This window comes from Yersinia sp. 22-579 (genome assembly GCF_030433455.1).
In the GTDB taxonomy this organism is placed as follows: Bacteria; Pseudomonadota; Gammaproteobacteria; order Enterobacterales; family Enterobacteriaceae; genus Yersinia; species Yersinia enterocolitica.
Map to the genome: position 1 here is coordinate 164,917 of NZ_JAUJTZ010000002.1, position 26,342 is coordinate 191,258.

Sequence of the window (26,342 nt, forward strand, 5' to 3'; positions counted from 1 at the left end):
AGAATGATTTATCCGATTCAGGTCAGTTCAAATGGAGGCGATCCGCTTATTCCTCCAAATCATCAGGCATCATGAGCACCACAAAACGGGGTTGCTTACCGTCAATTCTGAGCGTTTTCTTGGTGATCCCTTTGCTCGGTTTATCCAACATACCGGCATCTGCCAGAACCTGAGCAAAAGCCACTGCATTAGCACCTACGGCTATCTCGTCGCGAAACACAGACGGGAAGGTATGGAATACCAATGTGTCGAGTCCCTGCTTTTTCTCCCGATATCCCGCCAAATCCTTGATTGGTAAATCTCGAGAGTCTGTTTCAGGATGGGGTAAATAACGGCTGTAACCGAAACGCTGTAAGAAAGATTCAGCCTGTTCCGCCCATGCTTTTGATTCACGGTTACCCATACCAAAATCATTAACCCATGCATTAAAGCCATGTTGTAAAGCGTCACGGCACTCTTGCTCTCTCCAGCTGGTAAGGTGTTTGGAAAGGAGCAAAGCGGCTTCCAATATGGCGAAACGCGACGCCACACGGCGCACCTGCTCACTGGCTTCATCGGGTAATAATGCTGTCCACCGACGTTCCGCATCCCTGACAGCTTGCGCCGCTGACTCTTTCTGGCTGGCTAGACACTTTATCCATGCTCGCCCTACCGCACCGAAGTGGTCTTTACAGGCATCCCGCATAGCATCTGCATGGGCTTTACCGTCTTTATAGCCGTGGTATTCAGTGGCCTTGGAAATCGGTACATTTAATAGCCGCACCAGTTGACCCGCGTTTACTTTGCCTCCATCAGCTCGGATATAACTCTCAAGGTCGATTTCACCTGTACTGAATGCCATTGCCCGCCAGCGTTTCACATCCCGGTTACCGCCCTCCTTGGCCCCCTGAATTTTGCCGACGCCGTTAAACAAAGCATAAGCAGCATCAGCAACAGCCTTCTTATTGCTGCCTTGCCCTATTTCATCCAGTGGCATAAATCCATCGTTGTGCGCCGCAGCTTCATTTACCAACCCTAATGCTGTTGAGTACCACGTAAGCTTCAGTGCTTCGGGTTCACCATAAACCGTCGTAGCCGCATTACCCGTCGTGGTTTTGCCAGCAGAGGAGCCACCGAATAAATGGACGCCAAACCCATCAGCCCCAGCTATGCCAATCAGCGGAGCAGCAAAGGCACAGGCAATACCCAACATCATGGAGGGGTTGCCTCGAGCGAGTTTTGCCACGTTACTGCGCCAGCTCTCTGGCGTACCTTTAGTGGTGTAGCCTTTTGCCGCCGATGAACGGCCATTAAAGAGTACAGGGGTTGCAGGCGACCCAATCACCGAACCATCGGGCATAATGTATGCACCACATTGCCAGCCAGTAGCATTGGCAACCGTCCAAAGCTGCCGCTCTCCACTACGTTGCAGATGATCAGCCAGTATTGCCCGTAACCCACTTTTAGCTGTGATAGACAAACCACCAGCTCGCAGCCGCGACCAACCTTCCCGTTCGCCAATATCACGCATGGGTAAAGCTTCTGAACGTTCGGTATTGCTACCCTCCGGCGTCCAACAGAAGATCAGGTACCGTTCGTTATCATCTTCACCTATCCCCACAACGGATATCGGGTCACTCAGCCAGCTTTCTCTTTCCGTAATATTGCCGTTACTTTTATCCAGTTTGGGTTCAACCCAATACATGCCACCTTTACGCTCATCGACATATGGACGTCTGACATCCTGATGCTCTGCAACCGGAGGCTCCTCTTCTGCCAAAATATGTGGTTGATATAGAGAATCAGCAAACGCGGTAATACTCGCATCCAGTCCATACTGCTGACGATAATCATCCCAGTCGGCTTTATGGTCTGTCGGTGGTAAGGCAACCCAGCCATTCACCGCAATAGCCGCTTTCTCAGCAGATTCTTTCCCGATATTCTTTTCACCGGGTTTAAGGTCGTTATCAGCAGCAATGATAATTTTTGCATCAGGCCAACGTTCCCGGCAGGCTTTCGCTATATGGATCAGGTTCCCTTCATCAATAGCGGCCAGCACAACCCCATCACTCAGTAACGAAACTGTAACGCCGGTTGCGTTACCCTCAGCAATTAACACCGTTACAACCAGCTCATCATTCAGTGCAGTTGGAAGTCTCACTGGAATGAATGAACCTTTCTTGATGGTGCCGGATATCAGTCGTTTGGTACCATCAGGCTTAATCACTTGCGCACCCGTTACTACACCCTCCATTGTTTGCAGTACCAGCAGCAAAGAACCGTCACTCAATAGGGCTTGGGAGGGGCTTGGAAGTCCCTTATTAAGTAGGTAGTGAGATTCGCCTGATACCGTTTTCGCCACCAGCTCCGCAACCTTATTCGCTATTGGTATGCCTGACTGTGCGGGTTGTTTTACAGGCTTAGTGGATACCGGCATGGGTGAATTCAGAGCCATTCCCAGCGCATCAGCGACCATAATCGCCGCCTCAGTGGAGGTACATTGCTTAACTTTTTGTACCAGCTCGAGCCCATCACCGGCACCACACTGATTGCAAAAATGTGTCCCACGTCCATCCTGATCGTCAAATCGGAATCTGTCTTTGCCGCCACATGCCGGACAAGCAGAATGGTCACGAGGCCGTTCCGGTACATCAATACCGAGATAACCAAGAATATCGCGCCAACGGTTGGTAGCCTGAGCCGTAACTTCACGGATCATGTCGATGGATGGTTTCATGCTGCACCGTCCTGACTGAATACCAGCCCATGCCGGTTATCGTGAGGATTAGCCAAAGTCTCTACGACTGTAGCCTTCATGACTTCCGTCATTGTCTCGACGCCGTGCGGTGTCAATTTACTGTTATCTTTACTCAGCATCTGAGTGTAGGTTTCCACAAGAATTCGTGAGCCGTCATTACGCCCGAATTCCTGAAAACAAAGCACTTCCAGAGAATGTATTAGGCAATTACAAACTGCGGCCTCGGTTAAATTCTCAAGAACAACAATCTTTCTAGAATTAATAATGACATTGGCAATAGATTCGCCTCTATTTCGTTTCTGACAATAAGCGATAAATGCCACTGCAATATGTTTACGATTTAATTCGATTGAATGATTCAGGTTCGTCATAAATATATCCTTTCCTTTCATCAGGCCGAGCGAGTCCCCAGCCTGATGGCTGTTATTTTTTAGATGTTGGAATGCTAACTAATTAAATACAGGGCATTTAGCTACTGGCTATATCAAGGCGCTCCATTTTGTCCGGCCTCCCGTTCAAGCAAATGAACCGCAACTGGTCCAGCGAGATCCAATGCAAGGCTTAATAATTCCTTTTCGTCAGTAGTATCTAATTCAATATTAGATTCAAACATCAACAGCAAGAGAGCATTTAATTGACCAGCCTTATGCGTAGCAATATCCAGAGGTACTGATTCATTGGCTTTCATGGTTATGCTCTCCCGATAAAGTTAAATTCAGCGACGAACCGTGCCAGCGGCATAATGCAGGGCGATGAATATCCATCACGGCTAAAGGTAACGCGATTAAAGGCAACGGAATCGACAGTGACCAATGAGCCATGACTGTCTTTGTAACGATCATTTGGCAGCGGTTCGCGCATAATTCACCCCCTCGATATTTTTCGCCGCTTTTTCAGCACGTTCCTGAGCAATCCAAAGAAGTTCGTAACCCGCGTCGTTACCGTCCTCACTACCAATCATCATTGAACTGACTTTTAAAATCGAAGCGATTTCATTAAGAAGGTCAGATACTTCACAGGGAGCTAATTTAGCCATGAGTCACCCCCATAACATCGGACAGATTGATGCTATGTACTGCCAGCCATGCTTCGCGGGGCCATGATTTTACAGAGCCATACTGTGGGTCAGGCACAATCTCTGGTTTAAAGCCATTCTCAAGACACCATTTCCGCAACGGATACCACGCAAACTTCTGATGAGTCACATTTTCTACAGCTTTCACCGTGGCATGCTTTGTACTTTCCCCCAGCCGTTCTTCCAGTACACGACATTTGCGAGTGGCTGCACTTAGTTTGCCGAGGGCGCTGGCTTCACGTTTACGGCTAATCTGGCCTTTGGTACGAATAGCTTTGTCGGCGCGTTGCTTTTCAGCTAAGCGGCCTTGCTCGGAGTCGATAGCCAGTTGAAGGATTTCCAGACGACTGAGGCCGGGAATGGTTGCAGGTGCTGGCAATGCATCACGTCGAGAAAAATAAAACTCGGTGAGGTCATTGAAGTAGTCCCACGCCTGATCCGTTTCTAACATCTTCGCGTGATTGGCAGCACCGCGCTCAGTCCAGAGCATAAGTGAGCGAGTTTTTGGTGAGATTTGCAGTTCGCTTAAAACTAGTCGCAAATTGTTGAGTTCAGTACCAACCACTTTGAAGAAATGCTTACCCTCAACAAAACGGGATTTATTTTCATGGTGGTTTTGCTGAATACGAATCACCGTTGTGCCATACCCAGCCGCAAGCTGCTCGGTGGTTGCCACACGCTGACCGCGATACTCAATAACCTGCAAATTTTTGGCCGCTACCAGAGCCAACTCAGTTTTTTTAGACATTGCACACCCCCTGCTCATTTTTCGCGTCATGCTCTTCAAACCGTACGATGTTATCTACCGCCTCAGCCCACCAATACACCTGCAATCGTTGCTGCTCGTTCTCAATCAGAGGAATAACAACCGTCAACAAATGAAGCAGACCTTCTTTAACGCGAAGTAACCGAGTGCGGGATACATTCTCGCTGGTATCAGGGATTGGCTTACCACGGCTGCCCATCAGTTCAGTAATCAGGGCCTGAGTCTCTTTGTATGAAGGTGGGTAGATATCATCCTCATCAAGGAGCTGCATGATGCTGGTGATCTGAACGTTGCTTAACCGGCGCTCTATAGCCCCCAAGAGAACAGTCGCAGATGCTTTATCAAGGCTTTCAGCTTCACCACACCATGACAGCTTGAGAGCACCACCAGCAGCGTCTAATGCGCTAAATTCAACACGGTATTTTTTAAGCATTGCATACCCCCTGTGCAGGAATACGGCCGGCAAAGGAAAGTACGAACTGACCAGCCAGAGTGCGGCGGGCATCTTGTTCAGAATGGGCAGTGACAGATTCACGGTGCGGAGTTGCGTTCAGGTCAGAACGGCACACGGCGAGAAAGAGATACTGAAATTTAGGGCGAGTTTGGGTACTATGTTGTAATGCCATAGTGTAAGCCTCATTTACATTGTGGTTAGAAGCCCAGAGTGGACTGCCATCCTTCTGGGCTTCGCTATTTTCATACCTTAACACAGTCAAGGTGGAGTCCACTTTAGAGCTAAGGTGGAGGCACATCAAGAGTTTTACTGAATTGTTTTTTGTGTATACTGTCCTCCACCAATAAAGGGAGATTTCAGCTGTGGCAACGAAAGCGATTAACGCAAAATCACAAAAGGTGCAGGCACGTGCTCCACATGAAGTGGTTGAAGCAATGGAGTTAGTGAAAGAAGATGGTGAGACTACAGGACAGTTTATTGTCACTGCCATGCAAAGTGAGATCAAACGCCGCCAGCGCAAAAAGGCCAAGGCCGAACCATCTGAGTAACCCAGAAGGGTAGCATTCACAGTGCTACCCTTTTCTTTGCCTGAACCCGAATACTGTTCGTGTTTGGTTACCCGACTTACGCCAATGGCGCTCTTCGAAAGAATCAATGAGTTGAGTGATGTTTGTAAGTAACCGAAAGTCTCCTGCAAAGCTTTTTGCAACTGACCCGAAATTACGGGGTTAGTATGCGACTCGCTCAAAGATAGTCGGTTCAGGGTGGCTGCTTGAGTTATGGGCATCATGCCACCACCTCCACACGCAGACCTTTAGCTGTGTAGCCCTGAACCTGTTTACCATTCACACGAACCCGCTTTTTAGTCAGTAAGCGGATGTGGTCACCGTACACATGAAGTAATTTCCCATCTAAAGCGACCTCGTTATAACCATATCGAGGCCTGTGTGACACCTGCACAAATGGGCTGCAAGCCTTGCTACTAGAGGGAACTGCTGGACATACCCCCTTATCATTGCCAGTTACACGATACAGCCAGAAACTCTCCTTCTTCCCTGTCAGCTTTCGCGTACGAACCGGCACATAACCAGCTTTGTGCATGGCTACACTGAACGCTGAATCATCAGGGTAATACTGGCGACGAATAATAGCAGGTACTGAAATAGCGAAACTTTGCTTAGTCCAATACTCTGTCCACTGGCTAACAAACTCGATAGGCAAGCCATTAACATTAATACCGCTGAGTACGATTTTAGGCTGAGTTTGGCCGCTGCCAATTAAGGCATTTAATTTTTTCATGTTTAATTACCCTTCGTTAAATCTTTTAGTATCTGTAGCGACGGAAATAAAATGCTGGATTAAACCTAACGCAAATACACGCAACAAATGCACACCCTATATGCTTAATTAGGCGACATCCTTGCGGGATTCAGCAATACGTTGGTTGATCCACTCGTCAATCTCGCTTTCAACGAAGGCAATAGAACGGGTACCGATTTTAATGGAGGAAGGGAAGCGATTCTGGCTGATAAGACGGTAAAGCCAAGCTTTACTGTAACCAGTTCGGCGTTGGACTTCTGATAAGCGGATAAGTGATTGTGGTACTTGCGGCATGTAGCCCCCTGTTTACGTTAAAATAACAAGGGGGATTAAAAACTTTTAATGTGCAGATAGCATTGCAAGCAAAAATGTAAAAACAAAATGCAAAACTAACCAATTGATTTATTTAATGAATTTGCCTTTGCAAAAATCCCATTAATTGTGCGTTCTCCTATCCCCTTAATTTTTTTATCGCTGATAGAAGCAGCTAAATCACCTTGAGTCCATTTTTTTGCTTTTGAAGTAACCAAATCCAGCATGTTGGCAACTAAAAGCAAATACTGAATATCAGTAAATTCTTCAGAATCATCACTTAAAGATTGCTCAAATTCCGATAAATTTTTTGGTCTTACACCTATTTCATATCCTTCAGGGAGTCCACCCGCTGGAAAATAGTCTCCACCATGAAGTTTTAATGTCTTATCCTTTCTACGATTTCTATTTTTTTTAACTATTTCTTCATCAAAACGTTCCAAGAGATTAATAAGATCTCCATTCTCATCCTTTAAAAAAACACCATCTAAATTAACCATCTCAGGAGCTTCTTTACCTCTATTTATCTCATACAAAAATTCGATATCAAGTCTTTCTGCTCCTATCATGGGTAGATCATACAAAACATCATCAAGATAGTATAAATCTCCTATGCTTTTTCTAGATGAGAACATTATTTTTTCAGAGAAAAACTCAAAAGTAGACTCTTCCTCCGAAGAAAATCTATCGGCATAATCCTTAATATAATCAAGATACTTGATATATATATATTGATCCACATCGGATAATTCTTTTATTTCCTTTGGAACTGATTTTAACTTTTCTATATATTCATTATTTGAATCAAACCCTGATAATTTAAAAAATGCATATTGCTTTTTAAGCTCCTCAGAGTATTTAATTAATTTGTCTTCTTTTTTTATTCCGACATGCTTTGCGCTATAAGGTAATCTAACAGTAAGAACCAAATGACCTTCAAGCCCAAATTCCAGTAAATCTAAAATGGTCACCTTCTCTTCCAGAACTGAAGATAATCTTAATGCTGCTTCGTCTAAAGATAACCATTTTTTTACTTTTAATAATTTACTTTTTAGCATATATCTACTGCTCCTCTAGATGTTAGAGATTTTGCCAGTCAGCAGGTATGTACTTGTTTTCTGGACTAGGCATAGCCTTATTCTCTTGAGGTCTACTATAAATCACCACTGTATACTCGTCCAGCACCTACCCCACCGATGCACAGCATCACTTCACATTTTCACATCAAACTGTGGTGAACAATTTCGGCTTATTGATGGCAGATTTAGGGTGACTTAACTGAGAGAAAGCCAATTTTGCGGGGGATAACGTGAATAGGGTCGGTTCAAACGGCCTAAAGTCGGTTCAGGGTCGGTTCAAAAAATGAATTAATTAACCTATAAATCAACCAACTAAAATATTGAACCGACTGAACCTACTGAACCGACCCTTTTTTATTCCTCACGGAAGAATTTTACCTAATCACTAAACTTTTGACTGACGTTCCAGGCTATCCATATAGTCGGCATACCACTGAAGCATTTCTCGACGACCATCCAGATACTGGGCGTGATTGTAGGTACCACGAATGCTGTTTTTATCCACGTGTGCCAACTGTGTTTCTATCCACGCAGTATTAAACCCCTGCTCATGTAAAATGGTACTCATAGTGTGACGGAAACCGTGACCAGTGGCTTTACCATGATAACCAATACGTTTTATGACCTGATTAATACTGGCTTCGCTCATTGGCTTTAAGCTGTCATTACGACCGGGGAATACCAGTTTAAATCGCCCAGTAATCTCATGTAATTGATGCAGTAATGCCAAAACTTGCTCTGACAAGGGAACCAAGTGAGGACGACGCATTTTCATTCTGGCGGTGGGAACTTCCCAGACGGCTTTGTCCAAGTCAAATTCTAGCCACTCAGCAGCCCGTAGTTCAGTTGTACGAACACCAGTAAGCATAAGTAGCCGTGTTGCTATTCGAGTGACTGTGCTGCCGCTATAGGCATTGAGAGCGTTAAGGTATGCGGGAAGCTCGTTAGCTAAGAGGTGGGGGTAATGCGTATGCTTCTGAACAGCCAGAGCGCCAGCTAGTTCACTTGCTGGATTGTTCTCTGCTCTGCCAGTTACTATTGCATAACGGAAGGTTTGGCTGCATGCCTGACGGATTTTACGCATCTTATCGAGGACTCCACGCTTTTCTAATTTGCGTAGGGTTTCGAGAATTTCTAGAGGTTTGATTTCGGCAACTGGACGTTTGCCAACGTAAGGGAAGATGTCTTTTTCGAATGACTCCATTAAATCTTCAGCATAACCTTTGGACCAATTGGGCCTTTTGTAGGCATGCCATTCTCTGGCTAGAGCTTCGAACGTGTTATCAATGCTGACTTTTCTGGTTTGTTTTTCTACTTTTTTTTCTTCACCAGGGTCGCCGCCCACTGCAAGTATACGCTTTGCCTCATCTCTTTTTGCTCTGGCTTCAGCAAGAGTGATATCAGGATAGACCCCAAATGCTAGCAATTTTTCTTTACCGGCGATCCGATACTTCAGCCGCCAACAACGTGAACCAGTAGTTTTTACTAACAAAAATAATCCACCGCCATCAGATAGCTTATAAGGTTTCTCTTTTGGCTTTGCCGTATCGACTTGTCGGGCGTTCAATTTCATGTGGGGGTATCTCACTTCATTGAACCTAGACATACCCCCAATAGTACCCCCACTTTGTTGTTGATTGCAGTGGATGTAGGTAGACGTTGGGATGCTAGGAATTGTCAGAGAGGCTGATTATATAAGGGATTAGTAGACTTAGATAGACGGCAGAAGAAGTATAGATGGTACGCCCTACAGGGCTCGAACCTGTGACCTACGGCTTAGAAGGCCGTTGCTCTATCCAACTGAGCTAAGGGCGCATTTGATATTTACCGCAGCATAGAACGCTGCCGGTAGTCAGTTGCGGGTTGGATTATACGGGCAGTCGCTTTTGAGTCAATGGGTTTTCGCCTTATGGTTTATCAACTGGCTATTTAATCGTTAATTAATCGTTATTATACGCCTGACAGCACGCCCCGCTTCTGACAAAATAGGCGGATTCCCGCTTTTTTAATTGATGGACCCTTCCACTGATGTCAGCGAAAATTATAGATGGTAAAACGATTGCGCAGCAGGTACGAAACGAAGTAGCTGCGTTGGTACAGAAACGTTTAGCTGCCGGTAAACGTGCTCCCGGCCTTGCTGTTGTGTTGGTAGGTGAAAATCCAGCTTCACAAATTTATGTCGCCAGTAAACGTAAGGCATGCGAAGAAGTGGGTTTTGTTTCCCGTTCTTATGACCTGCCGATGACCACCACGGAAGCCGAGCTGTTAGCATTAATTGATTCACTGAATAATGATAGTGAAATCGATGGGATTCTGGTGCAACTGCCACTGCCCGCGGGGATTGATAATGTCAAAGTCCTGGAACACATTCATCCAGATAAAGACGTCGATGGTTTCCATCCTTACAACGTGGGTCGCTTGTGTCAGCGCGCACCTAAACTGCGCCCTTGCACCCCACGCGGTATAGTGACACTGCTGGAGCGTTACGACATCCCGACTTACGGCCTGAACGCTGTCGTCGTGGGAGCATCCAATATTGTTGGTCGCCCGATGAGCCTTGAGTTATTGCTGGCTGGCTGCACCACTACCGTCACGCATCGTTTCACTAAAAATCTGCGCCAGCATGTCGAAAATGCGGATTTATTGGTGGTCGCCGTCGGTAAACCCGGTTTTATTCCCGGTGAGTGGATTAAACCCGGCGCAATCGTGATTGATGTCGGCATTAACCGCCTTGAAAGTGGTAAAGTAGTCGGCGATGTAGAATTTGATGTCGCTGTTGAGCGTGCGGGTTGGATTACACCGGTTCCCGGTGGCGTCGGGCCGATGACCGTTGCAACACTGATACAAAATACCTTGCAAGCCTGCGAGGAATATCACGACATCAACGAAAATAGAGTGAAAGGACAGTAATGGACATTTTTCATTTGGAAAAACACCCGCACGTCGAACTGTGTGACTTATTAAAGTTGCAAGGTTGGAACGATAGCGGAGCATCAGCAAAAGCCGCCATCGCTGATGGGCAGGTAAAAGTCGACGGAAATGTAGAAACGCGTAAGCGCTGCAAGATCCTGGCTGACCAAATTGTTGAGTTTCAAGGTATGAAAGTACAGGTTAAAGCCTAATAACCTCAGCAACGGCGAGTTTTAGCTGGTTATTGCAAAAAACTGCCGTTGTAGTAGTGAAAAGTACAAGATATAGGCAAAAAAATGCGGTTGCTGGCGAACACCAGAACCGCAATTTTTTTAATTTTCTACCTGTCAGACTTCAAGCTGCGTGTGCCTTCCTGCAACTCGAATTATTTAGGCTAACAGCACCTAAACTACCTGTTACTTACGACGCCAGGTCGTCCCTTGCGGGCCATCTTCCAGCACAATACCCAATTCATTCAATTGATCACGAGCGGAGTCTGCCAGCGCCCAATCTTTGCTGCTGCGGGCATCGTTGCGCTGTTTGATCAGAGCTTCGATTTTTGCCACTTCATCGTCGTCCGTTTGCGCACCACTTTGTAAAAACAGTTCTGGATCCTGTTCCAATAATCCCAGCACATGCGCCAGTTTACGCAACTCTGCGGCTAACGCATTTGCCGCGGTCATATCTTCAGTTTTAAGACGATTCACTTCGCGTGCGATATCAAACAGCACCGAGTAGGCTTCTGGAGTATTGAAATCATCATCCATTGCCGCACGGAAACGCGCTTCAAACTCAGCGCCACCCGCCGGCGTTGCATTCTCGTCAGTGCCGCGCAGCGCAGTATATAAACGCTCTAATGAAGCACGTGCTTGCTTGAGGTTTTCTTCGCTGTAATTAAGCTGGCTACGATAGTGGCCAGACATCAGGAAATAGCGCACGGTTTCCGCATCGTAATACGCCAGCACATCACGGATAGTGAAGAAGTTATTCAATGACTTCGACATTTTTTCTTTGTCGATCATCACCATACCGGAATGCATCCAGTAATTAACATATGGGCCATCATGGGCACAGGTAGATTGTGCAATCTCATTTTCATGGTGCGGGAACATCAAATCAGAGCCACCACCATGAATATCGAAATGCGCACCGAGCTGTTTACCGTTCATTGCGGAGCATTCAATATGCCAGCCTGGGCGGCCCGGCCCCCAAGGTGATTCCCAACTAGGTTCACCCGGTTTGGACATTTTCCACAGCACGAAATCCATCGGATTACGTTTAACATCAGCCACTTCAACACGTGCACCTGCCTGCAACTGATCCAAGTCCTGACGTGATAACACACCGTAATCCGGATCACTTTCAACCGAGAACATAACATCCCCATTGGCCGCCACATAAGCATGGTTGCGGGCGATCAAACGCTCGGTTAGCTCAATAATCTCTGGAATGTGATGAGTAGCACGTGGCTCTAAATCTGGGCGTTTAAGGTTCAATGCATCAAAATCTTTATGCATTTCAGCCAACATGCGCGTGGTCAATTGCTCACAAGTTTCATTGTTTTCAATGGCGCGTTTGATAATTTTGTCGTCAACGTCTGTCACGTTGCGGACATATGTCAGAGAGTAACCTAAATAACGCAAATAACGCGCAACGACGTCGAAAGCGACAAAAGTACGCCCATGCCCAATGTGACACAGGTCATAAATGGTGATCCCGCATACGTACATGCCAATTTTACCGGCATGAATAGGCTTGAATTCCTCTTTTTGGCGACTCAGTGTATTAAAAATCTTTAGCATCGGGACATTCCGTGGTTTTTGTTTTTGCGAAACGCATGGTTTAAAAAGATATCATCAGATTATGCGGCAAATCAGCTCATGATACAGCACTTTTTCGCCTATCCTGGCGGCGTTTCGAGTGCTGACTCAATCCCGCAGATATGATATAAGAGCCGTCTAAAGAGTCACGACTCATTTGTGAATACACTTATTACACTAGCAGGAACATTATTATGGTCACTTTTCATACTAATCACGGCGATATCGTCATCAACACCTTCGCGGATAAAGCGCCGGTTACCGTTGAAAACTTCCTGAACTACTGCCGTAAAGGTTTCTATGATAACACTATCTTCCACCGTGTTATCGATGGTTTCATGATTCAGGGCGGTGGTTTTGAGCCAGGCATGAACCAGAAAACGACTGATGCTCCAATCAAGAACGAAGCCAACAACGGTTTGAAAAATACCCGTGGCACTTTGGCAATGGCGCGTACTAACGATCCACACTCTGCCACAGCTCAGTTCTTTATTAACGTTGCAGACAATGACTTCCTGAACTTCCGTTCAGAACGCCCGGATGGTTGGGGTTACTGTGTATTTGCTGAAGTGACTGAAGGCTTGGACGTGGTTGATAAAATCAAAAACGTGGCTACCGGTCGCAGCGGTATGCATCAAGATGTGCCAAAAGAAGATGTGATCATTCAAAGCGTTACTGTAAGCGAGTAATAACGGCTTAATGAGCACGCTTTTTATTGCAGATTTGCATCTTAGCGTTCAGGAACCGGCAATCACTGCCGGTTTTCTGCATTTTATCCAGCGTGAAGCGATTCATGCTGACGCGCTATATATCCTAGGCGATTTATTCGAGTCCTGGATTGGCGATGATGATCCCGAACCGCTGTATCGGCAAATCGCTGCTGCGTTAAAATCACTCCAACAACACGGCGTGCCTTGCTACTTTATCCACGGAAATCGCGATTTTCTACTCGGTAAACACTTTGCTTTTGAAAGTGGCATGACTTTGCTACCGGAAGAAAAAGTTGTTGATTTATATGGCCGTAAAATCGTTATTTTACATGGCGATACCCTGTGTACTGATGATGCTGACTATCAGCATTTTCGCCGTCGAGTACACAACCCTGTGATCCAAAAATTATTCTTATGGCTGCCGCTGCGCTTTCGGTTACGCATTGCTGCTTATATGCGCAATCAAAGCCAACAAAATAATAGCGGCAAATCGCAACTGATTATGGATGTGAATCCACACGCGGTAGTTGAGACTTTCGAGCGGAATAATGTCAGTTGGATGATTCATGGGCATACCCATCGCCCTGCTGTTCATACTGTTGAATTAGCATCGACAACCGCACACCGGGTGGTTTTGGGCGCCTGGCATGTTGAAGGCTCAATGGTTAAAGTCACGGCCGATAAGGTTGAATTGATTAAATTCCCGTTTTAGCCTTCACGTTTTACCTCATAAACCACGATAAAAAACTAATAAAACCCGCCAAAAGCAGCTACGCAACCGTTTTCCTAGCCTGTGGCTCATGATATGCTCTACGCCCTCTTCGCCAGTCACGATTTATAGAAAATCGCTCTGGCCGACGCTTGCGCAATCACAGGAGCTTTACACTCATGGGAGCTAACCTCGATTCGGCTTATCCAGCCGGGGTTAAAATCGCTATCGTAATGGGGTCCAAGAGTGACTGGGCCACCATGCAGTTCGCCGCCGACGTGCTCACCACGCTCAATGTCCCGTTTCATGTCGAAGTTGTTTCCGCGCACCGAACCCCTGACAAACTGTTCAGTTTTGCCGAACAAGCCGATGCCAATGGCTTACATGTCATTATTGCAGGTGCGGGCGGCGCAGCTCACTTGCCGGGTATGCTGGCAGCCAAAACACTGGTACCCGTACTCGGTGTGCCGGTACAAAGTGCGGCATTAAGTGGTGTCGATAGCCTGTATTCCATCGTGCAGATGCCGCGTGGGATTCCTGTGGGAACATTGGCGATTGGTAAGGCGGGTGCCGCGAATGCCGCCTTGCTAGCAGCGCAAATATTGGCACTGCATGATACTGAATTGGCTGCACGTTTAGCTGATTGGCGCAAAAACCAAACCGACGAAGTGTTAGATAATCCAGATCCGCGGGTGCCAGACATACAGGTGACGGCATGAAACCTGTTTGCGTATTAGGAAATGGTCAGTTAGGGCGCATGCTGCGTCAGGCCGGCGAGCCGCTAGGTATTGCCGTTTATCCGGTGGGTTTAGATGCCGAGCCAGAAGCCGTGCCCTATCAGAATAGTGTGATTACCGCCGAAATTGAGCGCTGGCCGGAAACTGCTTTAACGCGCGAACTCGCCACCCACACGGCTTTCGTTAACCGCGATATTTTTCCTCAGTTGGCTGATCGTCTGACGCAAAAGCAATTGCTCGATAGCCTGAATTTGGCGACCGCTCCCTGGCAATTATTGGCGAGCGCCAGCGAATGGCCGCACATTTTTGCCACGCTGGGTGAATTAGCCATCGTAAAACGTCGGGTCGGCGGTTATGACGGCCGAGGTCAGTGGCGTTTACGCACCGGTGAACAAGAGAGTTTACCCGCCGATGCTTACGGCGAATGTATTGTCGAGCAGGGTATTAACTTTTCTGGCGAGGTTTCACTGGTCGGTGCGCGCAGCCATCAAGGTAAATCGGTCTTTTATCCACTCACCCATAATCTGCATGAAGATGGCATCCTGCGCATGAGTGTGGCTTTACCACAACCCAATAGCAAACTACAGCAGCAAGCAGAAAAAATGCTGTCTGCCATTATGGATAAGCTGAATTATGTTGGTGTGATGGCGATGGAATGCTTTATCGTCGGCGACAGTTTGTTGATCAATGAGCTGGCACCACGGGTACATAATAGTGGGCATTGGACACAAAATGGCGCTTCTATCAGCCAGTTTGAGCTGCATCTGCGCGCTATTTTGAATTTGCCACTGCCAACGCCGGTGGTCAATACTCCGTCGGCGATGGTCAATCTGATTGGTACGCCAGTGAATACCGAGTGGCTGTCACTGCCCTTGGTGCATCTGCATTGGTATGAAAAAGAAGTGCGCGAAGGCCGCAAAGTGGGTCATCTGAATTTAAATGATCCCGATGGTGCGGCATTAAGCACCGCCTTGGCGACACTGGCCCCGCTGTTACCAGCGGAATACCAAAACGCCCTGCGCTGGGCGCAAGCCAAGTTATAACTGAAGCGCGGGCAGTTTATGCCGCCCGCGTTATTTCACTAATCCGTGTAATGACGGAACAGCGCCCGCCCTCGCAATAATCGAGCCCCTAACCAACCACCGCACAGTGACAGCAACAAGGCCGCAGCCAGCGGTAATAACCACCACATGACCCAGTTTGGCTGCCACGGGAAATCAAACACTAACCGTTGTAATGCCCAAAGTGCGGCTTCGGCACCAATGGCTGCCGCCAGCCCCGCCACCAGCCCCAGTAACGCAAACTCCCACCACAATGTACCTCGCAGTAAGCGTTTACTTGCACCAAGTGTCCGGTAAACCACCAGTTCTTGACGACGCTGGCGCATACCAACTTGCACTTGCGCTAATAGCAGTAAGGTGCCACAGATGATCACCAATACCACCATCACTTCCAACGCTCGGCTAACCTGTTGCAGCACTTGCCCAACCTGTTTCAACATCGCGCCGATATCCAGCAAGCTGAGAGTCGGGAACTGGCGGTTCAATTGCGTCAAAACCTCCCCGTCACCGTGATAACGGAAGCTGGTCAGCCAGGTTTGTGGTTGCCCATCCAGAGCGCCCGGCGGGAAAATAAAGTAAAAATTAGGGCGCAGACTTTCCCAATCCACCTGACGAACACTGCTCACCGTGGCACCAAATGACTGCGTATCGCCACTGAATGTCAGTTTATCGCCGATTTTAATACCCAATCTGTCAGCAATCCCCTGCTCTATCGATACCTCATCCGCCTTAGGCGGCCATTGGCCTGCGGTCAAAATATTGTGCGCCGGTAAATCCTGCTGCCAGGTCAGATTCAGCTCCCGATTAACCGCCTCACCACCGGGTGCATCTTCTGCGACCCGCTCAGTCGCCAGTTGCTGATTAATCTCACTCAAACGCACTCGGACGATAGGATAGAAAGTCGACGGCGTTATCTGATGCTGCGTGAGAAACTCCGTGACTTGCGGCACCTGTTGCGGTGTCATATTCAGCAAAAAGTAATTCGGGCTGTCTGGCGGCAACTGTTGTTGCCAGCGGTCCAATAGATCCCCGCGCAGCACCAATAACAGCGCCAAAAGCATAAATGAGAGTGAGAATGCGGCCAGTTGGGTCAAGGTCATCCAAGGTTGGCGCAATAGGCGGTTTATAGCCAGCCGCAATGACAGGCGAGTGACCGTCAGGCGGCGTAACAGTAATAAACCGCCCCATCCAACCACACCTAGCAGCAACGCCAATACCACCATCCCCCCGAGGATCGCCCATAGCAGCGTATTCCCCCCCATCAGTAAGGCTAATAGCCCCACCACAATGACGAGCATCACCGGAATAAAGTAGCGCAGCGGCCAGACATTAGCGGAGACATCACGGCGCAGTACTCGCAGCGGTTGAGTCGCCAGCAGTTGCCGGTATGGGCGAATACCCACCAGCAGAGAAATCAATATCAGCGATCCCATTGACCATACCCATGGCCATACGCCAGCTGCCGGTAATGCGGCGGGTAATACCGGGGATAACAAACGAACTAATATTTTCTCGAACAATAAACCAATGACACTGCCGCACAGCCCTGCCAATACTAAAACCGAGAGCCATTGGCCGATAATCAACCGCCGCAATGCACTGCGCCCGGCACCTAATGTCTTTAGCACGGCCACCAGATCATAGCGACTGCGGCAATAATGCCCCATCGCCACGGCAACAGCGGCAATGGAGAGCAATAACGTCAATAACGCCGATAACAGCAAGAACTGCTGCGCGCGCTGTAGGGATTTCCCCAGCGCACCGCCCGACTCTTGCAAACCATACCAGCGCTGATCCGGTTTCAATTGCGGCGTCAGCCAGTCACTAAACTGAGTAATAGCCTCCGTTGGGCCTGCAAACATATAAAGATAGCTCAAACGGCTGCCCGGTTGTATTGCACCGGTTTTCTCTACATCCGCCAGATTGATTAAAATTCGCGGTGCGGTCTGGAAGGGGTTAAAACCCGAATCAGGTTCCTGCAGCACTTCGCCAATGATTTTCAACGAAGTATCACCAACTTCCAGTGTGTCGCCGACTTTAACGCCGAGCAGCGCCAACAACCGCGGGGCCACCAGCGCGGTTCCCGGCTCAAGTTTGACTTGTGTCGGTGAGGTTTCTAGCTTGCCATACAATGGATAAGCTAAATCTGTGGCTTTTACATCTGCCAGTTGTGGGCGATCACCAGCAAAAGTCATGGTCATAAATGAAAGCTGGCGGCTGACAGACAATCCCTGCTTTTTCGCCTCCAACAACCACTCTTCCGGGGCTGGGTGAGACGTCTTCAGCACCCGATCGCCCGCCAGAAAATCACGACTTTGCTGACTAAGCCCTTTTTCCATGCGATCGCTGATAGTCCCTAGCGCCAGTACACAAGCGACAGCCAGAGTTAATGCCAACCAGACAATCAGCAGTGAGGGCGAGCGCCATTCACGCCAAAACCAGCGCCAAATCATGCTTCCTCCCACAATTTACCGTCTTGTAGCCGCAGCCGACGCTGGCAACGGCCAGCCAGTTGCACATCATGGGTTACCAGTATCAGCGTGGTGTCATAGTCGCGATTAAGAGAAAAGAGTAAGTCAGCAATACGGTCACCGGTATGGCGGTCAAGATTGCCGGTTGGCTCATCGGCAAATAACACTTTTGGCCGACCACTAAAAGCCCGAGCCAGCGCCACCCGTTGCTGCTCGCCGCCGGAGAGTTGGGCAGGAAGGTGGTGAAGGCGCTTCTCAAGGCCCACCAGCTTTAATAGCTCAATGGCATGCACTTTACTCTCGCGCTCACTTTCACCACGTAACAGCGCCGGAAGCTGCACGTTTTCTAATGTATTAAGTGTCGGCACCAACATAAATGATTGGAAAACAAAACCGACATTTTTTGCCCGCAGTTGTGCGCGCCCTTCTTCATCCATGGCAGTCAAAGAGTGGCCGAGTAAACTCACCTCACCGCTACTGCCATCATCGAGGCCCGCCAGAATTCCCAGCAAAGTTGATTTACCTGAACCTGACTCACCAATCAGCGCAATTGTCTGAGCGGGTTTGACAACCAGCTCAACTCCGGTAAGGATGGAGAGCTGTTGCTCACCCTGACCGACGTGTTTATTAAGATGATGAACTTCAAGAACGTTTTCCGCTGGCATCTTCCCTTCCTATTACTATTGGGATTATTCAGTTTGCGTGCCGCCGCAACCGATACACTTTTGATTCTCGGCGACAGTTTAAGCGCCGGTTACCGCCTGCCCATTGCCGAAGCCTGGCCTTCACGACTGGATAAAACATGGCAGACTACCCCATCATTACCAAAGGTGGTTAACGCCAGTATCAGTGGCGATACGGCGGCCCAGGGCTTAGCCCGTCTGCCTGCCTTGCTGAAACAACATCAGCCCCGCTGGGTACTGATTGAATTAGGTGCCAATGACGGCCTGCGCGGTTTTCCACCGCAGGATATTCAACGGGATCTCACGCAAGTTATCAATCTGATAAAAGAAGCAAAAGCGCAACCTTTGTTGATGCAAATCCGCATTCCACCTAACTACGGCCGCCGTTATACTGATGCCTTCAGTGCGATGTATCCACAACTGGCACAGCAATTTGGCATTCCATTGGTACCTTTCTTTATGGAACAGGTTGCTGTGAAGCCAGAGTGGATGCAGGATGATGGTTTACATCCTAACGCACAGGCGCAACCTTTCATTGCAGATTGGATGGCGCAACAACTCAAGCCGTTAGTAACTAGTAAGCAGTAATAACACTTGTTCAAACAAATAGAACCACTCACCAGGTAAAGTTATGCAAAAAACAGTATTAATTACCGGTTGTTCCAGCGGCATTGGCCTGGTTGCAGCACAAGACTTGAAAAACCGAGGCTATCGCGTCCTCGCCGCCTGCCGTAAGCCCGATGATGTGGCAAAGATGATACTGTTGGGTCTGGAAGGTATTGAACTGGATTTGGATGACAGCGCCAGTGTCGAACGCGCGGCAGCACAAGTTATTGAACTGACTGACGGGCGTTTGTATGGTTTGTTTAATAATGGTGGTTTTGGCCTGTACGGCCCATTACAGACAATTTCACGCCAGCAGTTGGAAAAACAATTTTCCACCAATCTGTTTGGCACCCATCAATTGACGCAGCTTTTACTGCCCGCCATGCTACCTCATGGTGAAGGGCGCATTATTCAAACCAGTTCAGTGATGGGATTGGTTTCAACTGCCGGCCGTGGTGCCTATGCCGCCAGTAAATATGCGTTAGAAGCTTGGTCGGATGCATTACGAATGGAACTGCATGACAGCGGAATTCATGTCAGTTTGATTGAACCAGGCCCGATAAGCACCCATTTCACACAAAATGTGAATCAGGCCCAAGTTGATAAGCCGGTGAGTAACCCCGGTATTGCGCAGCGTTTTACACTGCCACCAGAAGCGATTTTGCCGAAATTGCGTCACGCGCTGGAAAGCCCGCGCCCGCAATTGCGATATCCGGTCACCTTAGTGGCCCATGCATTGACGATACTGCGCCGCATATTACCGGGCCGAATGTTAGATAAAGTCCTGCGTGGCAATTCTTGATAATAGTGATGAGGGTTGAAGCAACATAATTAGCCCCAATTAACTGCTATACCCTAAATAATTCGAGTGGCAGGAAGGCGGCAAGCGAATGAATCCCGATGAGTTGACACCAGTCAATGATTCGGGTGAATGAGAGCAGCCAACACACATGCAGCTTGAAGTATGACGGGTATAAAACGGATGAGAGAAATAATTCATGCTAGCACCTACAACGATTGATATTACCGAAGCGAACCTACATCAGACCTTAGAACAGTCCATGACAGTACCGGTGCTGTTCTATTTTTGGTCTGAACGCAGCCAGCACTGTCTGCAACTCACTCCAGTGCTGGATAAACTGGCCGCTGAGTATGCAGGCCAATTTATTCTGGCGCGAGTCGATTGCGATGCACAGCAGATGGTGGCTTCACAATTTGGTTTGCGCTCAATTCCAGCCGTTTATCTGTTTAAAGACGGACAACCGGTTGATGGCTTCCAAGGGCCACAGCCAGAAGAAGTTATCCGCGAATTATTGCAACGGGTATTACCGAAGCCTGAAGAGTTGAAAGCGGCCGAAGCGGCACAGTTGATGAACGAGGGTAAGGTACAAGAAGCACTACCACTGCTGAAAGATGCGTGGCAGTTAATGCAACAAAGCCATAACCCGCAAACCAGCGATATTGCGCTGCAACTGGCTGATGCGCAAATTCAGCTCAACCGTAGCGAAGATGCCGAAAGCGTATTGGCGACCATACCACTGCAAGACCGTGATAGCCGTTATCAGGGGCTGATTGCACAAATCGAGTTGCTCAAACAAGCCGCTGACACACCAGAAATCCAGCAACTCCAACAACAAGTCGCTGAACAACCTGATAACGTCGAACTGGCGGTTCAGTTAGCGCTGCAACTGCATCAGGTTGGCCGTAACGAAGAGGCGCTGGAGTTGTTGCTAGGCCACTTGAAGCAAGATCTGGCCGCCGCGAATGGTACTGCGCGTAAGACATTAATGGATATTTTGGCGGCATTAGGCACTGGCGATGCACTGGCGGCTAAATACCGCCGTCAGCTTTATGCATTACTGTACTAACAGGCGCTCTTAACGATCATTTTTCGCCCTACCTGTTACCATTATTTGCTACTGCGCGGGGCCAACCCGCGCTGTTTTATTCTGCCCCAACCTGACTTTCTCTCATTTACACGCTTTTACCTGCCTTTCGTTAGGCATTTAGCGCCCCGTCACGTAATATTAAGAAACAAAAATCATTGCTGACAGGAAGTTAAATATGTTTACGGTTATCCCTGTTCTTATTGTTGTAGCTCTGATTGTGGTCTTTTCCTCAATCAAAATCGTCCCACAAGGTTTTCAATGGACAGTCGAGCGTTTTGGCCGTTATACCAAAACACTGATGCCAGGCCTGAATATCGTCGTGCCATTTATGGATCGTATTGGTCGTAAAATCAATATGATGGAACAGGTTCTGGATATTCCATCCCAAGAAATCATTTCCCGCGACAACGCCAATGTGGCGATTGATGCTGTCTGCTTTATTCAGGTTATTGACCCGGTGAAAGCCGCATATGAAGTCAGCAATTTGGAGTTGGCTATCGTCAACCTGACCATGACCAACTTCCGTACTGTTTTGGGTTCTATGGAGCTGGATGAAATGTTGTCCCAACGCGACAACATCAACAGCCGCCTGCTGCACATCGTCGATGAAGCCACCAACCCGTGGGGCATTAAAATTACCCGTATTGAAATCCGTGATGTGCGCCCACCGACTGAACTTATTTCTGCGATGAATGCCCAGATGAAGGCTGAACGTACTAAACGTGCTGATATTCTGGAAGCCGAAGGGGTTCGTCAGGCGGCTATTCTGCGTGCTGAAGGTGAGAAACAATCACAAATTCTGAAAGCCGAAGGTGAACGTCAGTCTGCATTCTTGCAAGCAGAAGCTCGTGAACGTGCGGCAGAAGCGGAAGCTCAGGCAACCAAAATGGTTTCTGAAGCTATTGCTGCCGGTGATATTCAAGCTATTAACTACTTTGTGGCACAGAAATATACCGACGCCCTGCAACACATTGGTTCGGCCAATAATAGCAAAGTCATTATGATGCCACTGGAAGCCAGCAACCTGATGGGTGCTATCGGTGGTATTGCAGAGCTGATTGGTGAGAGTAAAAACAGCCGGGGTAAATAACCATGCTGGAGGAAATTGCAGCAAATCCAAACTGGTTTTGGCTATCACTCGGCGGCCTATTACTGGCAGCCGAGATGCTAGGGGCCAGTGGTTATATGCTGTGGAGCGGTGTCGCAGCCGTGGTGGTCGGTATTCTGGTCTGGCTTTTCCCCTTTAGCTGGGAGATGCAAGGCGTACTGTTTGCTGTTTTGACAGTCGTATCAGCCATCTTGTGGTGGTATTGGCTCAGTAAGCGTATCAAGCCACAACCCGCGATGTTGAATCAACGTAATCATCAATTGCTGGGAACGCGGGCTACCCTGACGGAACCGACAGTTGATGGCTACGGTCGCATGAAAGTGGGTGATAGCAGTTGGCGCATTTATAGTGCTAATGAGCTAAATGTCGGCACCGAAGTTGAAGTCATTTTAGTGGAAGGCAATACTTTGCACGTCAGGGCTGTTCACCACTAAAACATTGAAAAGGCGTATTTATTTTGATACGCCTTTCACATAACATTAGCCAACTTTTTGTTTCTCACTCCCGTGACAACACCCCGCCAAGTTATTAATAATCGGGCAATCTGCACCCTCATCTCCTGGGCACTCGTCTGCCAAAGCCAATAAACGTAATCGCATCTGATTGAGATCATTAATATGTTTCTCGATTTCCGCTACCTTTTGTAACGTTGCAGCTTTCACATCCGCACTGTGGCGAGCGGGGTCATGAAACAATGCCAGCAGCTCGCGGCATTCATCTAATGTAAAACCGACCTGCCGTGCCTGACGCAACAGTGTTAACTCTTCGATATGTTTGGCGCTGTAGCTTCGATAACCATTATCCGTGCGGATAGGCGGTGTCACCAGTTTCTTTTCTTCGTAAAAACGAATGGCCTTACTGGTTAAACCGGTTTTTTTTGCGACATCGCTAATATTCATTCTTCCCCCTTGACCTTCCCCTTGCTGGAAGGTTTAACCTCTATAATTAGTGAAAGGAAGGATGTCAGTCAAGCGGAATAAAACCTGTACAGATCAAAGTCCGTTATTGCCCTATATAAGCGATATGACTGGGAATACCGACTAAACTTATCCCGACAAATTTATGGATAGGTTCCTACTCGATAAGGAGTCAACTATGTTGCAAACCACAGTGCTGGCCTTACACGGCCTCTCCTGTATGAATTGTGCCAAACGCGTAAAAACGGCATTAGAAAGCCGTGAAGATGTTCATCATGCAGAAGTGAATGTTCACTATGCCAAGGTAACGGGTGAAGCCGACACCACAACACTGATTGATACGGTTAAACAAGCGGGTTATCAGGCAGAGGAAGCTCAAACTCCTGATATTGAATTACAGCTATCAGGCTTGAGTTGCGGGCACTGTACCGAATCTACGCGCAAAGCGCTGGAAGCCGTTCCCGGTGTGATTGCAGCAGATGTCTCCCTCGACAATGCCAAAGTGTATGGCAAAGTTGAGGCACAAACGTTAATTGATGCTGTGGAGCAAGCAGGCTACCACGCCACACTGCCGGGGGCGCAATCCCCAAAAACTGAGCCGCTGACTCACTCAGCCCCATCTTCGCCGGAATATCTGGCAGCGGCCTCTTCAACCATTCCGGCAGCGACAACTGACATTAAAAATACGCAACCCAGCCAGCCGCTAGCAGAACCTGCTGACAATGATAGTGTTCAGTTGTTACTGACCGGGATGAGCTGTGCCAGTTGTGTATCTAAAGTACAAAATGCCCTGCAAAGTGTTGATGGTGTTGAGGTCGCACGAGTCAATCTGGCGGAGCGCAGTGCATTAGTCACCGGTCACCCTAGCAATGAGGCACTGATTGCAGCGGTCAAAAATGCCGGTTATGGCGCTGAAATCATTGAAGATGAAACAGAGCGACGCGAGCGCCAACAGCAAATGTCGCAAGCCAGTATGAAGCGTTTTCAGTGGCAAGCGGCACTGGGGCTGTTATTGGGTATCCCATTGATGGGATGGGGGTTATTTGGCGGTAGCATGACGCTAACCCCTGAGACTCAAACGCCGTGGCTGATAGTTGGGATAATCACTCTGCTGGTGATGATATTTGCCGGTGGGCATTTTTATCGTAATGCCTGGGTCAGCCTAAAAAATGGTAGTGCCACCATGGATACCCTGGTAGCGCTAGGTACCGGTGCGGCGTGGATCTACTCCATCACAGTGAATATCTGGCCGGATGTCTTCCCGATGGAAGCCCGCCATCTTTATTATGAAGCCAGTGCCATGATTATCGGTCTGATCAACCTTGGTCATGCGATGGAACAACGCGCCAGACAACGTTCTTCCAATGCGCTGGAGCGCTTGTTGGATTTGGCACCGCCGACAGCCCGGCTGGTCAGCGATGAAGGTGAAAAACTCATCCCATTGGCCGATGTGCAGTTGGGTATGACCTTGCGTTTGACCACCGGTGACCGCGTGCCGGTTGATGGTGAGATTGTACAAGGCGAGGTGTGGATGGATGAAGCCATGTTGACTGGCGAACCTATCCCACAACAAAAGTCCACCGGTGATGTTGTTCATGCCGGGACACAAGTACAGGATGGTACGGTACTGTTTCGCGCCAATGCTATCGGCAGCCAAACAACATTAGCGCGAATCATTAAGCTGGTGCGTCAGGCCCAAAGCAGTAAACCAGAAATTGGCAAGCTGGCCGATAGGATCTCCGCGGTATTTGTGCCAACGGTGGTCGCCATTGCCGTTATTGCTGGGCTGATTTGGTATTTCTTCGGCCCGCAACCGCAATTAGTCTATACCCTGGTGGTCGCCACCACAGTGCTGATTATCGCCTGCCCTTGTGCACTTGGGCTGGCAACGCCGATGTCAATCATCTCAGGCGTGGGTCGGGCGGCTGAATTTGGGGTATTAGTACGTGATGCCGATGCGTTGCAGCAGGCCAGTAATCTCGACACCTTGGTATTCGACAAAACCGGCACTCTGACCGAAGGGCATCCGCAAGTGGTCGCCATTCATACCTTTAATGGGGTCAGTGAGCAACAAGCGTTGGAATGGGCGGCCGCGTTAGAAACCGGCTCGAATCACCCACTGGCACGCGCCATTTTACAACGCGCCGAGGGGCTGACACTGGCAACGGTCAACCAATTCCGCACATTACGTGGTTTAGGTGTTAGTGGCGAGGTTGATGGCGTGGCGCTGTTGCTGGGGAATAATCGCCTGTTGGAGGAGCAACAGATTGATACCAGTGAGTTGCAATCATTAATACAGCAACAAGCTGAAAGTGGTACAACTCCGGTTATTCTGACAGCACAAGGTAAGCCTGCGGCACTGCTATCAATACGCGATCCGCTGCGCAGTGACAGTATCAGCGCATTGCAACGTTTACATCAGCGAGGATACAACTTGGTGATGTTAACCGGTGATAACCCTATTACTGCCAATGCCATTGCCAAAGAAGCAGGTATCGATCAGGTGATCGCCGGTGTCCTGCCTGATGGCAAAGCTGAAGCTATCAAGCAACTGCAAGCTGCCGGGCATAAAGTGGCCATGATTGGTGATGGTATCAATGATGCACCAGCACTGGCGCAAGCCGATGTCGGTATTGCCATGGGAGGCGGCAGTGATATTGCGATTGAAACTGCGGCTATTACCTTGATGCGCCATAGCCTGCATGGAGTTGCAGATGCTGTTGAGCTTTCCAAAGCAACATTGCGCAATATGAAGCAAAACCTGCTGGGCGCATTTTTCTACAATGCGCTGGGGATCCCGATTGCTGCGGGTATTCTATTCCCGTTCACCGGCACATTACTCAGCCCAGTAGTTGCTGGTGCGGCGATGGCACTGTCCTCTATTACCGTAGTCAGCAACGCTAACCGCTTATTGCGTTTTAAACCTAAACAATAAAAACTCGGTGGCGCACAACCCTTTCTTGTGCGCCACTAAGCGT

The 26,342-nt window shown here is 48.4% G+C and carries 29 protein-coding genes and 1 tRNA gene; 13 read left to right on the forward strand and 17 right to left on the reverse strand.

The window, feature by feature from the left end; all coding sequences use genetic code 11:
* Positions 1-46: 46 nt before the first annotated feature.
* The 8 genes from QSV56_RS03110 to QSV56_RS03145 all read right to left on the reverse strand — a co-directional run bounded on the left by QSV56_RS03110 (position 47) and on the right by QSV56_RS03145 (position 5,204).
* Positions 47-2,716, reverse strand: coding sequence for a TOPRIM and DUF927 domain-containing protein (locus QSV56_RS03110; protein ID WP_301210673.1), 2,670 nt, complete (start codon positions 2,714-2,716; stop codon positions 47-49).
* On the reverse strand, positions 2,713-3,108 hold the full coding sequence (locus QSV56_RS03115; protein WP_301210675.1) for a hypothetical protein: 396 nt from the start codon (positions 3,106-3,108) through the stop codon (positions 2,713-2,715). The genes QSV56_RS03110 and QSV56_RS03115 overlap by 4 nt, the downstream gene beginning before the upstream one ends.
* Before the next feature lie 113 nt (positions 3,109-3,221).
* Positions 3,222-3,425, reverse strand: a complete 204-nt coding sequence (locus tag QSV56_RS03120) for a hypothetical protein (RefSeq protein ID WP_138775428.1) — start codon at positions 3,423-3,425, stop codon at positions 3,222-3,224.
* Positions 3,426-3,427: 2 nt separating this feature from the next.
* Complete coding sequence (locus QSV56_RS03125; protein ID WP_301210679.1) at positions 3,428-3,598, reverse strand: DUF4222 domain-containing protein; 171 nt, start codon at positions 3,596-3,598, stop codon at positions 3,428-3,430.
* Entirely contained in the window at positions 3,576-3,773 is a 198-nt protein-coding gene (locus tag QSV56_RS03130) for a hypothetical protein (RefSeq protein WP_301210681.1), read from the reverse strand. Before QSV56_RS03130 ends, QSV56_RS03125 begins: the two co-directional genes overlap by 23 nt.
* Positions 3,766-4,560, reverse strand: a complete 795-nt coding sequence (locus QSV56_RS03135; RefSeq protein ID WP_301210683.1) for an ORF6N domain-containing protein — start codon at positions 4,558-4,560, stop codon at positions 3,766-3,768. Before QSV56_RS03135 ends, QSV56_RS03130 begins: the two co-directional genes overlap by 8 nt.
* Positions 4,553-5,011 (reverse strand): hypothetical protein, encoded by a 459-nt coding sequence (locus QSV56_RS03140; RefSeq protein ID WP_301210685.1) that lies wholly within the window; start codon positions 5,009-5,011, stop codon positions 4,553-4,555. The genes QSV56_RS03135 and QSV56_RS03140 overlap by 8 nt, the downstream gene beginning before the upstream one ends.
* Complete coding sequence (locus QSV56_RS03145; protein WP_172986829.1) at positions 5,004-5,204, reverse strand: host cell division inhibitor Icd-like protein; 201 nt, start codon at positions 5,202-5,204, stop codon at positions 5,004-5,006. The genes QSV56_RS03140 and QSV56_RS03145 overlap by 8 nt, the downstream gene beginning before the upstream one ends.
* A gap of 190 nt (positions 5,205-5,394) precedes the next feature.
* Here QSV56_RS03145 and QSV56_RS03150 point away from each other — a divergent pair, with 190 nt between their 5' ends.
* Complete coding sequence (locus QSV56_RS03150; RefSeq protein ID WP_050327259.1) at positions 5,395-5,580, forward strand: YlcI/YnfO family protein; 186 nt, start codon at positions 5,395-5,397, stop codon at positions 5,578-5,580.
* 238 nt (positions 5,581-5,818) lie between these two features.
* On the opposite strand, the gene QSV56_RS03155 is transcribed toward QSV56_RS03150, so the two are convergent.
* The 5 genes from QSV56_RS03155 to QSV56_RS03175 form a co-directional block, all read right to left on the reverse strand.
* Positions 5,819-6,331 carry a hypothetical protein gene (locus QSV56_RS03155; protein ID WP_050914898.1) on the reverse strand — a complete coding sequence of 171 codons (513 nt, stop codon included), beginning with the start codon at positions 6,329-6,331 and terminating at the stop codon, positions 5,819-5,821.
* A gap of 108 nt (positions 6,332-6,439) precedes the next feature.
* Positions 6,440-6,646, reverse strand: coding sequence for an AlpA family transcriptional regulator (locus QSV56_RS03160; protein WP_050914899.1), 207 nt, complete (start codon positions 6,644-6,646; stop codon positions 6,440-6,442).
* A 95-nt stretch (positions 6,647-6,741) separates the two neighbouring features.
* Complete coding sequence (locus QSV56_RS03165) at positions 6,742-7,722, reverse strand: hypothetical protein (protein WP_050914900.1); 981 nt, start codon at positions 7,720-7,722, stop codon at positions 6,742-6,744.
* A gap of 406 nt (positions 7,723-8,128) precedes the next feature.
* A complete protein-coding gene (locus tag QSV56_RS03170; protein WP_301210691.1) occupies positions 8,129-9,316 on the reverse strand; it encodes a tyrosine-type recombinase/integrase in 1,188 nt (395 codons plus the stop codon).
* A gap of 165 nt (positions 9,317-9,481) precedes the next feature.
* Positions 9,482-9,558: transfer RNA gene (locus QSV56_RS03175), tRNA-Arg, on the reverse strand.
* Positions 9,559-9,771: 213 nt separating this feature from the next.
* Here QSV56_RS03175 and folD point away from each other — a divergent pair.
* On the forward strand, positions 9,772-10,653 hold the full coding sequence (gene folD / locus QSV56_RS03180; protein ID WP_011816853.1) for a bifunctional methylenetetrahydrofolate dehydrogenase/methenyltetrahydrofolate cyclohydrolase FolD: 882 nt from the start codon (positions 9,772-9,774) through the stop codon (positions 10,651-10,653).
* Entirely contained in the window at positions 10,653-10,865 is a 213-nt protein-coding gene (ybcJ, locus tag QSV56_RS03185) for a ribosome-associated protein YbcJ (RefSeq protein ID WP_004390634.1), read from the forward strand. The genes folD and ybcJ overlap by 1 nt, the downstream gene beginning before the upstream one ends.
* Positions 10,866-11,069: 204 nt before the next feature.
* Here the strand turns inward: ybcJ and cysS are convergent, their stop codons facing one another.
* Positions 11,070-12,455 (reverse strand): cysteine--tRNA ligase, encoded by a 1,386-nt coding sequence (gene cysS, locus QSV56_RS03190; protein ID WP_050158688.1) that lies wholly within the window; start codon positions 12,453-12,455, stop codon positions 11,070-11,072.
* Between the two features lie 212 nt (positions 12,456-12,667).
* Between cysS and ppiB the strand changes: the two genes are divergently transcribed.
* The 4 genes from ppiB to purK all read left to right on the forward strand — a co-directional run bounded on the left by ppiB (position 12,668) and on the right by purK (position 15,672).
* Complete coding sequence (gene ppiB / locus QSV56_RS03195; RefSeq protein WP_005158275.1) at positions 12,668-13,162, forward strand: peptidylprolyl isomerase B; 495 nt, start codon at positions 12,668-12,670, stop codon at positions 13,160-13,162.
* Between the two features lie 10 nt (positions 13,163-13,172).
* A complete protein-coding gene (locus tag QSV56_RS03200; protein WP_019081249.1) occupies positions 13,173-13,895 on the forward strand; it encodes a UDP-2,3-diacylglucosamine diphosphatase in 723 nt (240 codons plus the stop codon).
* Between the two features lie 176 nt (positions 13,896-14,071).
* A complete protein-coding gene (purE, locus tag QSV56_RS03205) occupies positions 14,072-14,611 on the forward strand; it encodes a 5-(carboxyamino)imidazole ribonucleotide mutase (RefSeq protein ID WP_050880139.1) in 540 nt (179 codons plus the stop codon).
* Positions 14,608-15,672 carry a 5-(carboxyamino)imidazole ribonucleotide synthase gene (gene purK / locus QSV56_RS03210; RefSeq protein WP_046051427.1) on the forward strand — a complete coding sequence of 355 codons (1,065 nt, stop codon included), beginning with the start codon at positions 14,608-14,610 and terminating at the stop codon, positions 15,670-15,672. Before purE ends, purK begins: the two co-directional genes overlap by 4 nt.
* 38 nt (positions 15,673-15,710) lie before the next feature.
* On the opposite strand, the gene ybbP is transcribed toward purK, so the two are convergent.
* Complete coding sequence (gene ybbP / locus QSV56_RS03215) at positions 15,711-18,143, reverse strand: putative ABC transporter permease subunit YbbP (RefSeq protein WP_301210697.1); 2,433 nt, start codon at positions 18,141-18,143, stop codon at positions 15,711-15,713.
* Positions 18,140-18,826, reverse strand: coding sequence for a putative ABC transporter ATP-binding protein YbbA (gene ybbA, locus QSV56_RS03220; protein ID WP_019081253.1), 687 nt, complete (start codon positions 18,824-18,826; stop codon positions 18,140-18,142). The genes ybbP and ybbA overlap by 4 nt, the downstream gene beginning before the upstream one ends.
* On the opposite strand from ybbA, the gene tesA reads away from it, so the two are divergent.
* The 5 genes from tesA to QSV56_RS03245 all read left to right on the forward strand — a co-directional run bounded on the left by tesA (position 18,797) and on the right by QSV56_RS03245 (position 22,881).
* Positions 18,797-19,432 carry a multifunctional acyl-CoA thioesterase I/protease I/lysophospholipase L1 gene (gene tesA / locus QSV56_RS03225; protein WP_026018172.1) on the forward strand — a complete coding sequence of 212 codons (636 nt, stop codon included), beginning with the start codon at positions 18,797-18,799 and terminating at the stop codon, positions 19,430-19,432. The genes ybbA and tesA overlap by 30 nt on opposite strands.
* Before the next feature lie 43 nt (positions 19,433-19,475).
* Positions 19,476-20,252 carry an SDR family oxidoreductase gene (locus QSV56_RS03230; RefSeq protein WP_301210700.1) on the forward strand — a complete coding sequence of 259 codons (777 nt, stop codon included), beginning with the start codon at positions 19,476-19,478 and terminating at the stop codon, positions 20,250-20,252.
* Between the two features lie 196 nt (positions 20,253-20,448).
* Positions 20,449-21,318 (forward strand): co-chaperone YbbN, encoded by an 870-nt coding sequence (locus tag QSV56_RS03235; protein WP_019082582.1) that lies wholly within the window; start codon positions 20,449-20,451, stop codon positions 21,316-21,318.
* 196 nt (positions 21,319-21,514) lie between these two features.
* On the forward strand, positions 21,515-22,429 hold the full coding sequence (locus QSV56_RS03240; protein WP_005158246.1) for an SPFH domain-containing protein: 915 nt from the start codon (positions 21,515-21,517) through the stop codon (positions 22,427-22,429).
* Between the two features lie 2 nt (positions 22,430-22,431).
* The gene (locus QSV56_RS03245) at positions 22,432-22,881 is read left to right on the forward strand and encodes an NfeD family protein (protein WP_005158242.1); all 450 of its coding nucleotides are present in this window, start codon (positions 22,432-22,434) and stop codon (positions 22,879-22,881) included.
* A gap of 45 nt (positions 22,882-22,926) precedes the next feature.
* Here the strand turns inward: QSV56_RS03245 and cueR are convergent, their stop codons facing one another.
* The gene (gene cueR, locus QSV56_RS03250) at positions 22,927-23,346 is read right to left on the reverse strand and encodes a Cu(I)-responsive transcriptional regulator (protein ID WP_046695335.1); all 420 of its coding nucleotides are present in this window, start codon (positions 23,344-23,346) and stop codon (positions 22,927-22,929) included.
* A gap of 196 nt (positions 23,347-23,542) precedes the next feature.
* On the opposite strand from cueR, the gene copA reads away from it, so the two are divergent.
* Positions 23,543-26,299, forward strand: a complete 2,757-nt coding sequence (gene copA / locus QSV56_RS03255; RefSeq protein WP_019081257.1) for a copper-exporting P-type ATPase CopA — start codon at positions 23,543-23,545, stop codon at positions 26,297-26,299.
* Positions 26,300-26,342: the final 43 nt, after the last annotated feature.

Excerpts from the sequence above, each read along its gene's own strand:
- QSV56_RS03110 (WP_301210673.1), bottom strand. The coding sequence starts at position 2,716 with ATGAAACCATCCATCGACATGATCCGTGAAGTTACGGCTCAGGCTACC.
- QSV56_RS03115 (WP_301210675.1), bottom strand. The coding sequence starts at position 3,108 with ATGACGAACCTGAATCATTCAATCGAATTAAATCGTAAACATATTGCA.
- QSV56_RS03120 (WP_138775428.1), bottom strand. The coding sequence starts at position 3,425 with ATGAAAGCCAATGAATCAGTACCTCTGGATATTGCTACGCATAAGGCT.
- QSV56_RS03125 (WP_301210679.1), bottom strand. The coding sequence starts at position 3,598 with ATGCGCGAACCGCTGCCAAATGATCGTTACAAAGACAGTCATGGCTCA.
- QSV56_RS03130 (WP_301210681.1), bottom strand. The coding sequence starts at position 3,773 with ATGGCTAAATTAGCTCCCTGTGAAGTATCTGACCTTCTTAATGAAATC.
- QSV56_RS03135 (WP_301210683.1), bottom strand. The coding sequence starts at position 4,560 with ATGTCTAAAAAAACTGAGTTGGCTCTGGTAGCGGCCAAAAATTTGCAG.
- QSV56_RS03140 (WP_301210685.1), bottom strand. The coding sequence starts at position 5,011 with ATGCTTAAAAAATACCGTGTTGAATTTAGCGCATTAGACGCTGCTGGT.
- QSV56_RS03145 (WP_172986829.1), bottom strand. The coding sequence starts at position 5,204 with ATGGCATTACAACATAGTACCCAAACTCGCCCTAAATTTCAGTATCTC.
- QSV56_RS03155 (WP_050914898.1), bottom strand. The coding sequence starts at position 6,331 with ATGAAAAAATTAAATGCCTTAATTGGCAGCGGCCAAACTCAGCCTAAA.
- QSV56_RS03160 (WP_050914899.1), bottom strand. The coding sequence starts at position 6,646 with ATGCCGCAAGTACCACAATCACTTATCCGCTTATCAGAAGTCCAACGC.
- QSV56_RS03165 (WP_050914900.1), bottom strand. The coding sequence starts at position 7,722 with ATGCTAAAAAGTAAATTATTAAAAGTAAAAAAATGGTTATCTTTAGAC.
- QSV56_RS03170 (WP_301210691.1), bottom strand. The coding sequence starts at position 9,316 with ATGAAATTGAACGCCCGACAAGTCGATACGGCAAAGCCAAAAGAGAAA.
- folD (WP_011816853.1), top strand. The coding sequence starts at position 9,772 with ATGTCAGCGAAAATTATAGATGGTAAAACGATTGCGCAGCAGGTACGA.
- ybcJ (WP_004390634.1), top strand. The coding sequence starts at position 10,653 with ATGGACATTTTTCATTTGGAAAAACACCCGCACGTCGAACTGTGTGAC.
- cysS (WP_050158688.1), bottom strand. The coding sequence starts at position 12,455 with ATGCTAAAGATTTTTAATACACTGAGTCGCCAAAAAGAGGAATTCAAG.
- ppiB (WP_005158275.1), top strand. The coding sequence starts at position 12,668 with ATGGTCACTTTTCATACTAATCACGGCGATATCGTCATCAACACCTTC.
- QSV56_RS03200 (WP_019081249.1), top strand. The coding sequence starts at position 13,173 with ATGAGCACGCTTTTTATTGCAGATTTGCATCTTAGCGTTCAGGAACCG.
- purE (WP_050880139.1), top strand. The coding sequence starts at position 14,072 with ATGGGAGCTAACCTCGATTCGGCTTATCCAGCCGGGGTTAAAATCGCT.
- purK (WP_046051427.1), top strand. The coding sequence starts at position 14,608 with ATGAAACCTGTTTGCGTATTAGGAAATGGTCAGTTAGGGCGCATGCTG.
- ybbP (WP_301210697.1), bottom strand. The coding sequence starts at position 18,143 with ATGATTTGGCGCTGGTTTTGGCGTGAATGGCGCTCGCCCTCACTGCTG.
- tesA (WP_026018172.1), top strand. The coding sequence starts at position 18,797 with ATGAACTTCAAGAACGTTTTCCGCTGGCATCTTCCCTTCCTATTACTA.
- ybbA (WP_019081253.1), bottom strand. The coding sequence starts at position 18,826 with ATGCCAGCGGAAAACGTTCTTGAAGTTCATCATCTTAATAAACACGTC.
- QSV56_RS03230 (WP_301210700.1), top strand. The coding sequence starts at position 19,476 with ATGCAAAAAACAGTATTAATTACCGGTTGTTCCAGCGGCATTGGCCTG.
- QSV56_RS03235 (WP_019082582.1), top strand. The coding sequence starts at position 20,449 with ATGCTAGCACCTACAACGATTGATATTACCGAAGCGAACCTACATCAG.
- QSV56_RS03240 (WP_005158246.1), top strand. The coding sequence starts at position 21,515 with ATGTTTACGGTTATCCCTGTTCTTATTGTTGTAGCTCTGATTGTGGTC.
- QSV56_RS03245 (WP_005158242.1), top strand. The coding sequence starts at position 22,432 with ATGCTGGAGGAAATTGCAGCAAATCCAAACTGGTTTTGGCTATCACTC.
- cueR (WP_046695335.1), bottom strand. The coding sequence starts at position 23,346 with ATGAATATTAGCGATGTCGCAAAAAAAACCGGTTTAACCAGTAAGGCC.
- copA (WP_019081257.1), top strand. The coding sequence starts at position 23,543 with ATGTTGCAAACCACAGTGCTGGCCTTACACGGCCTCTCCTGTATGAAT.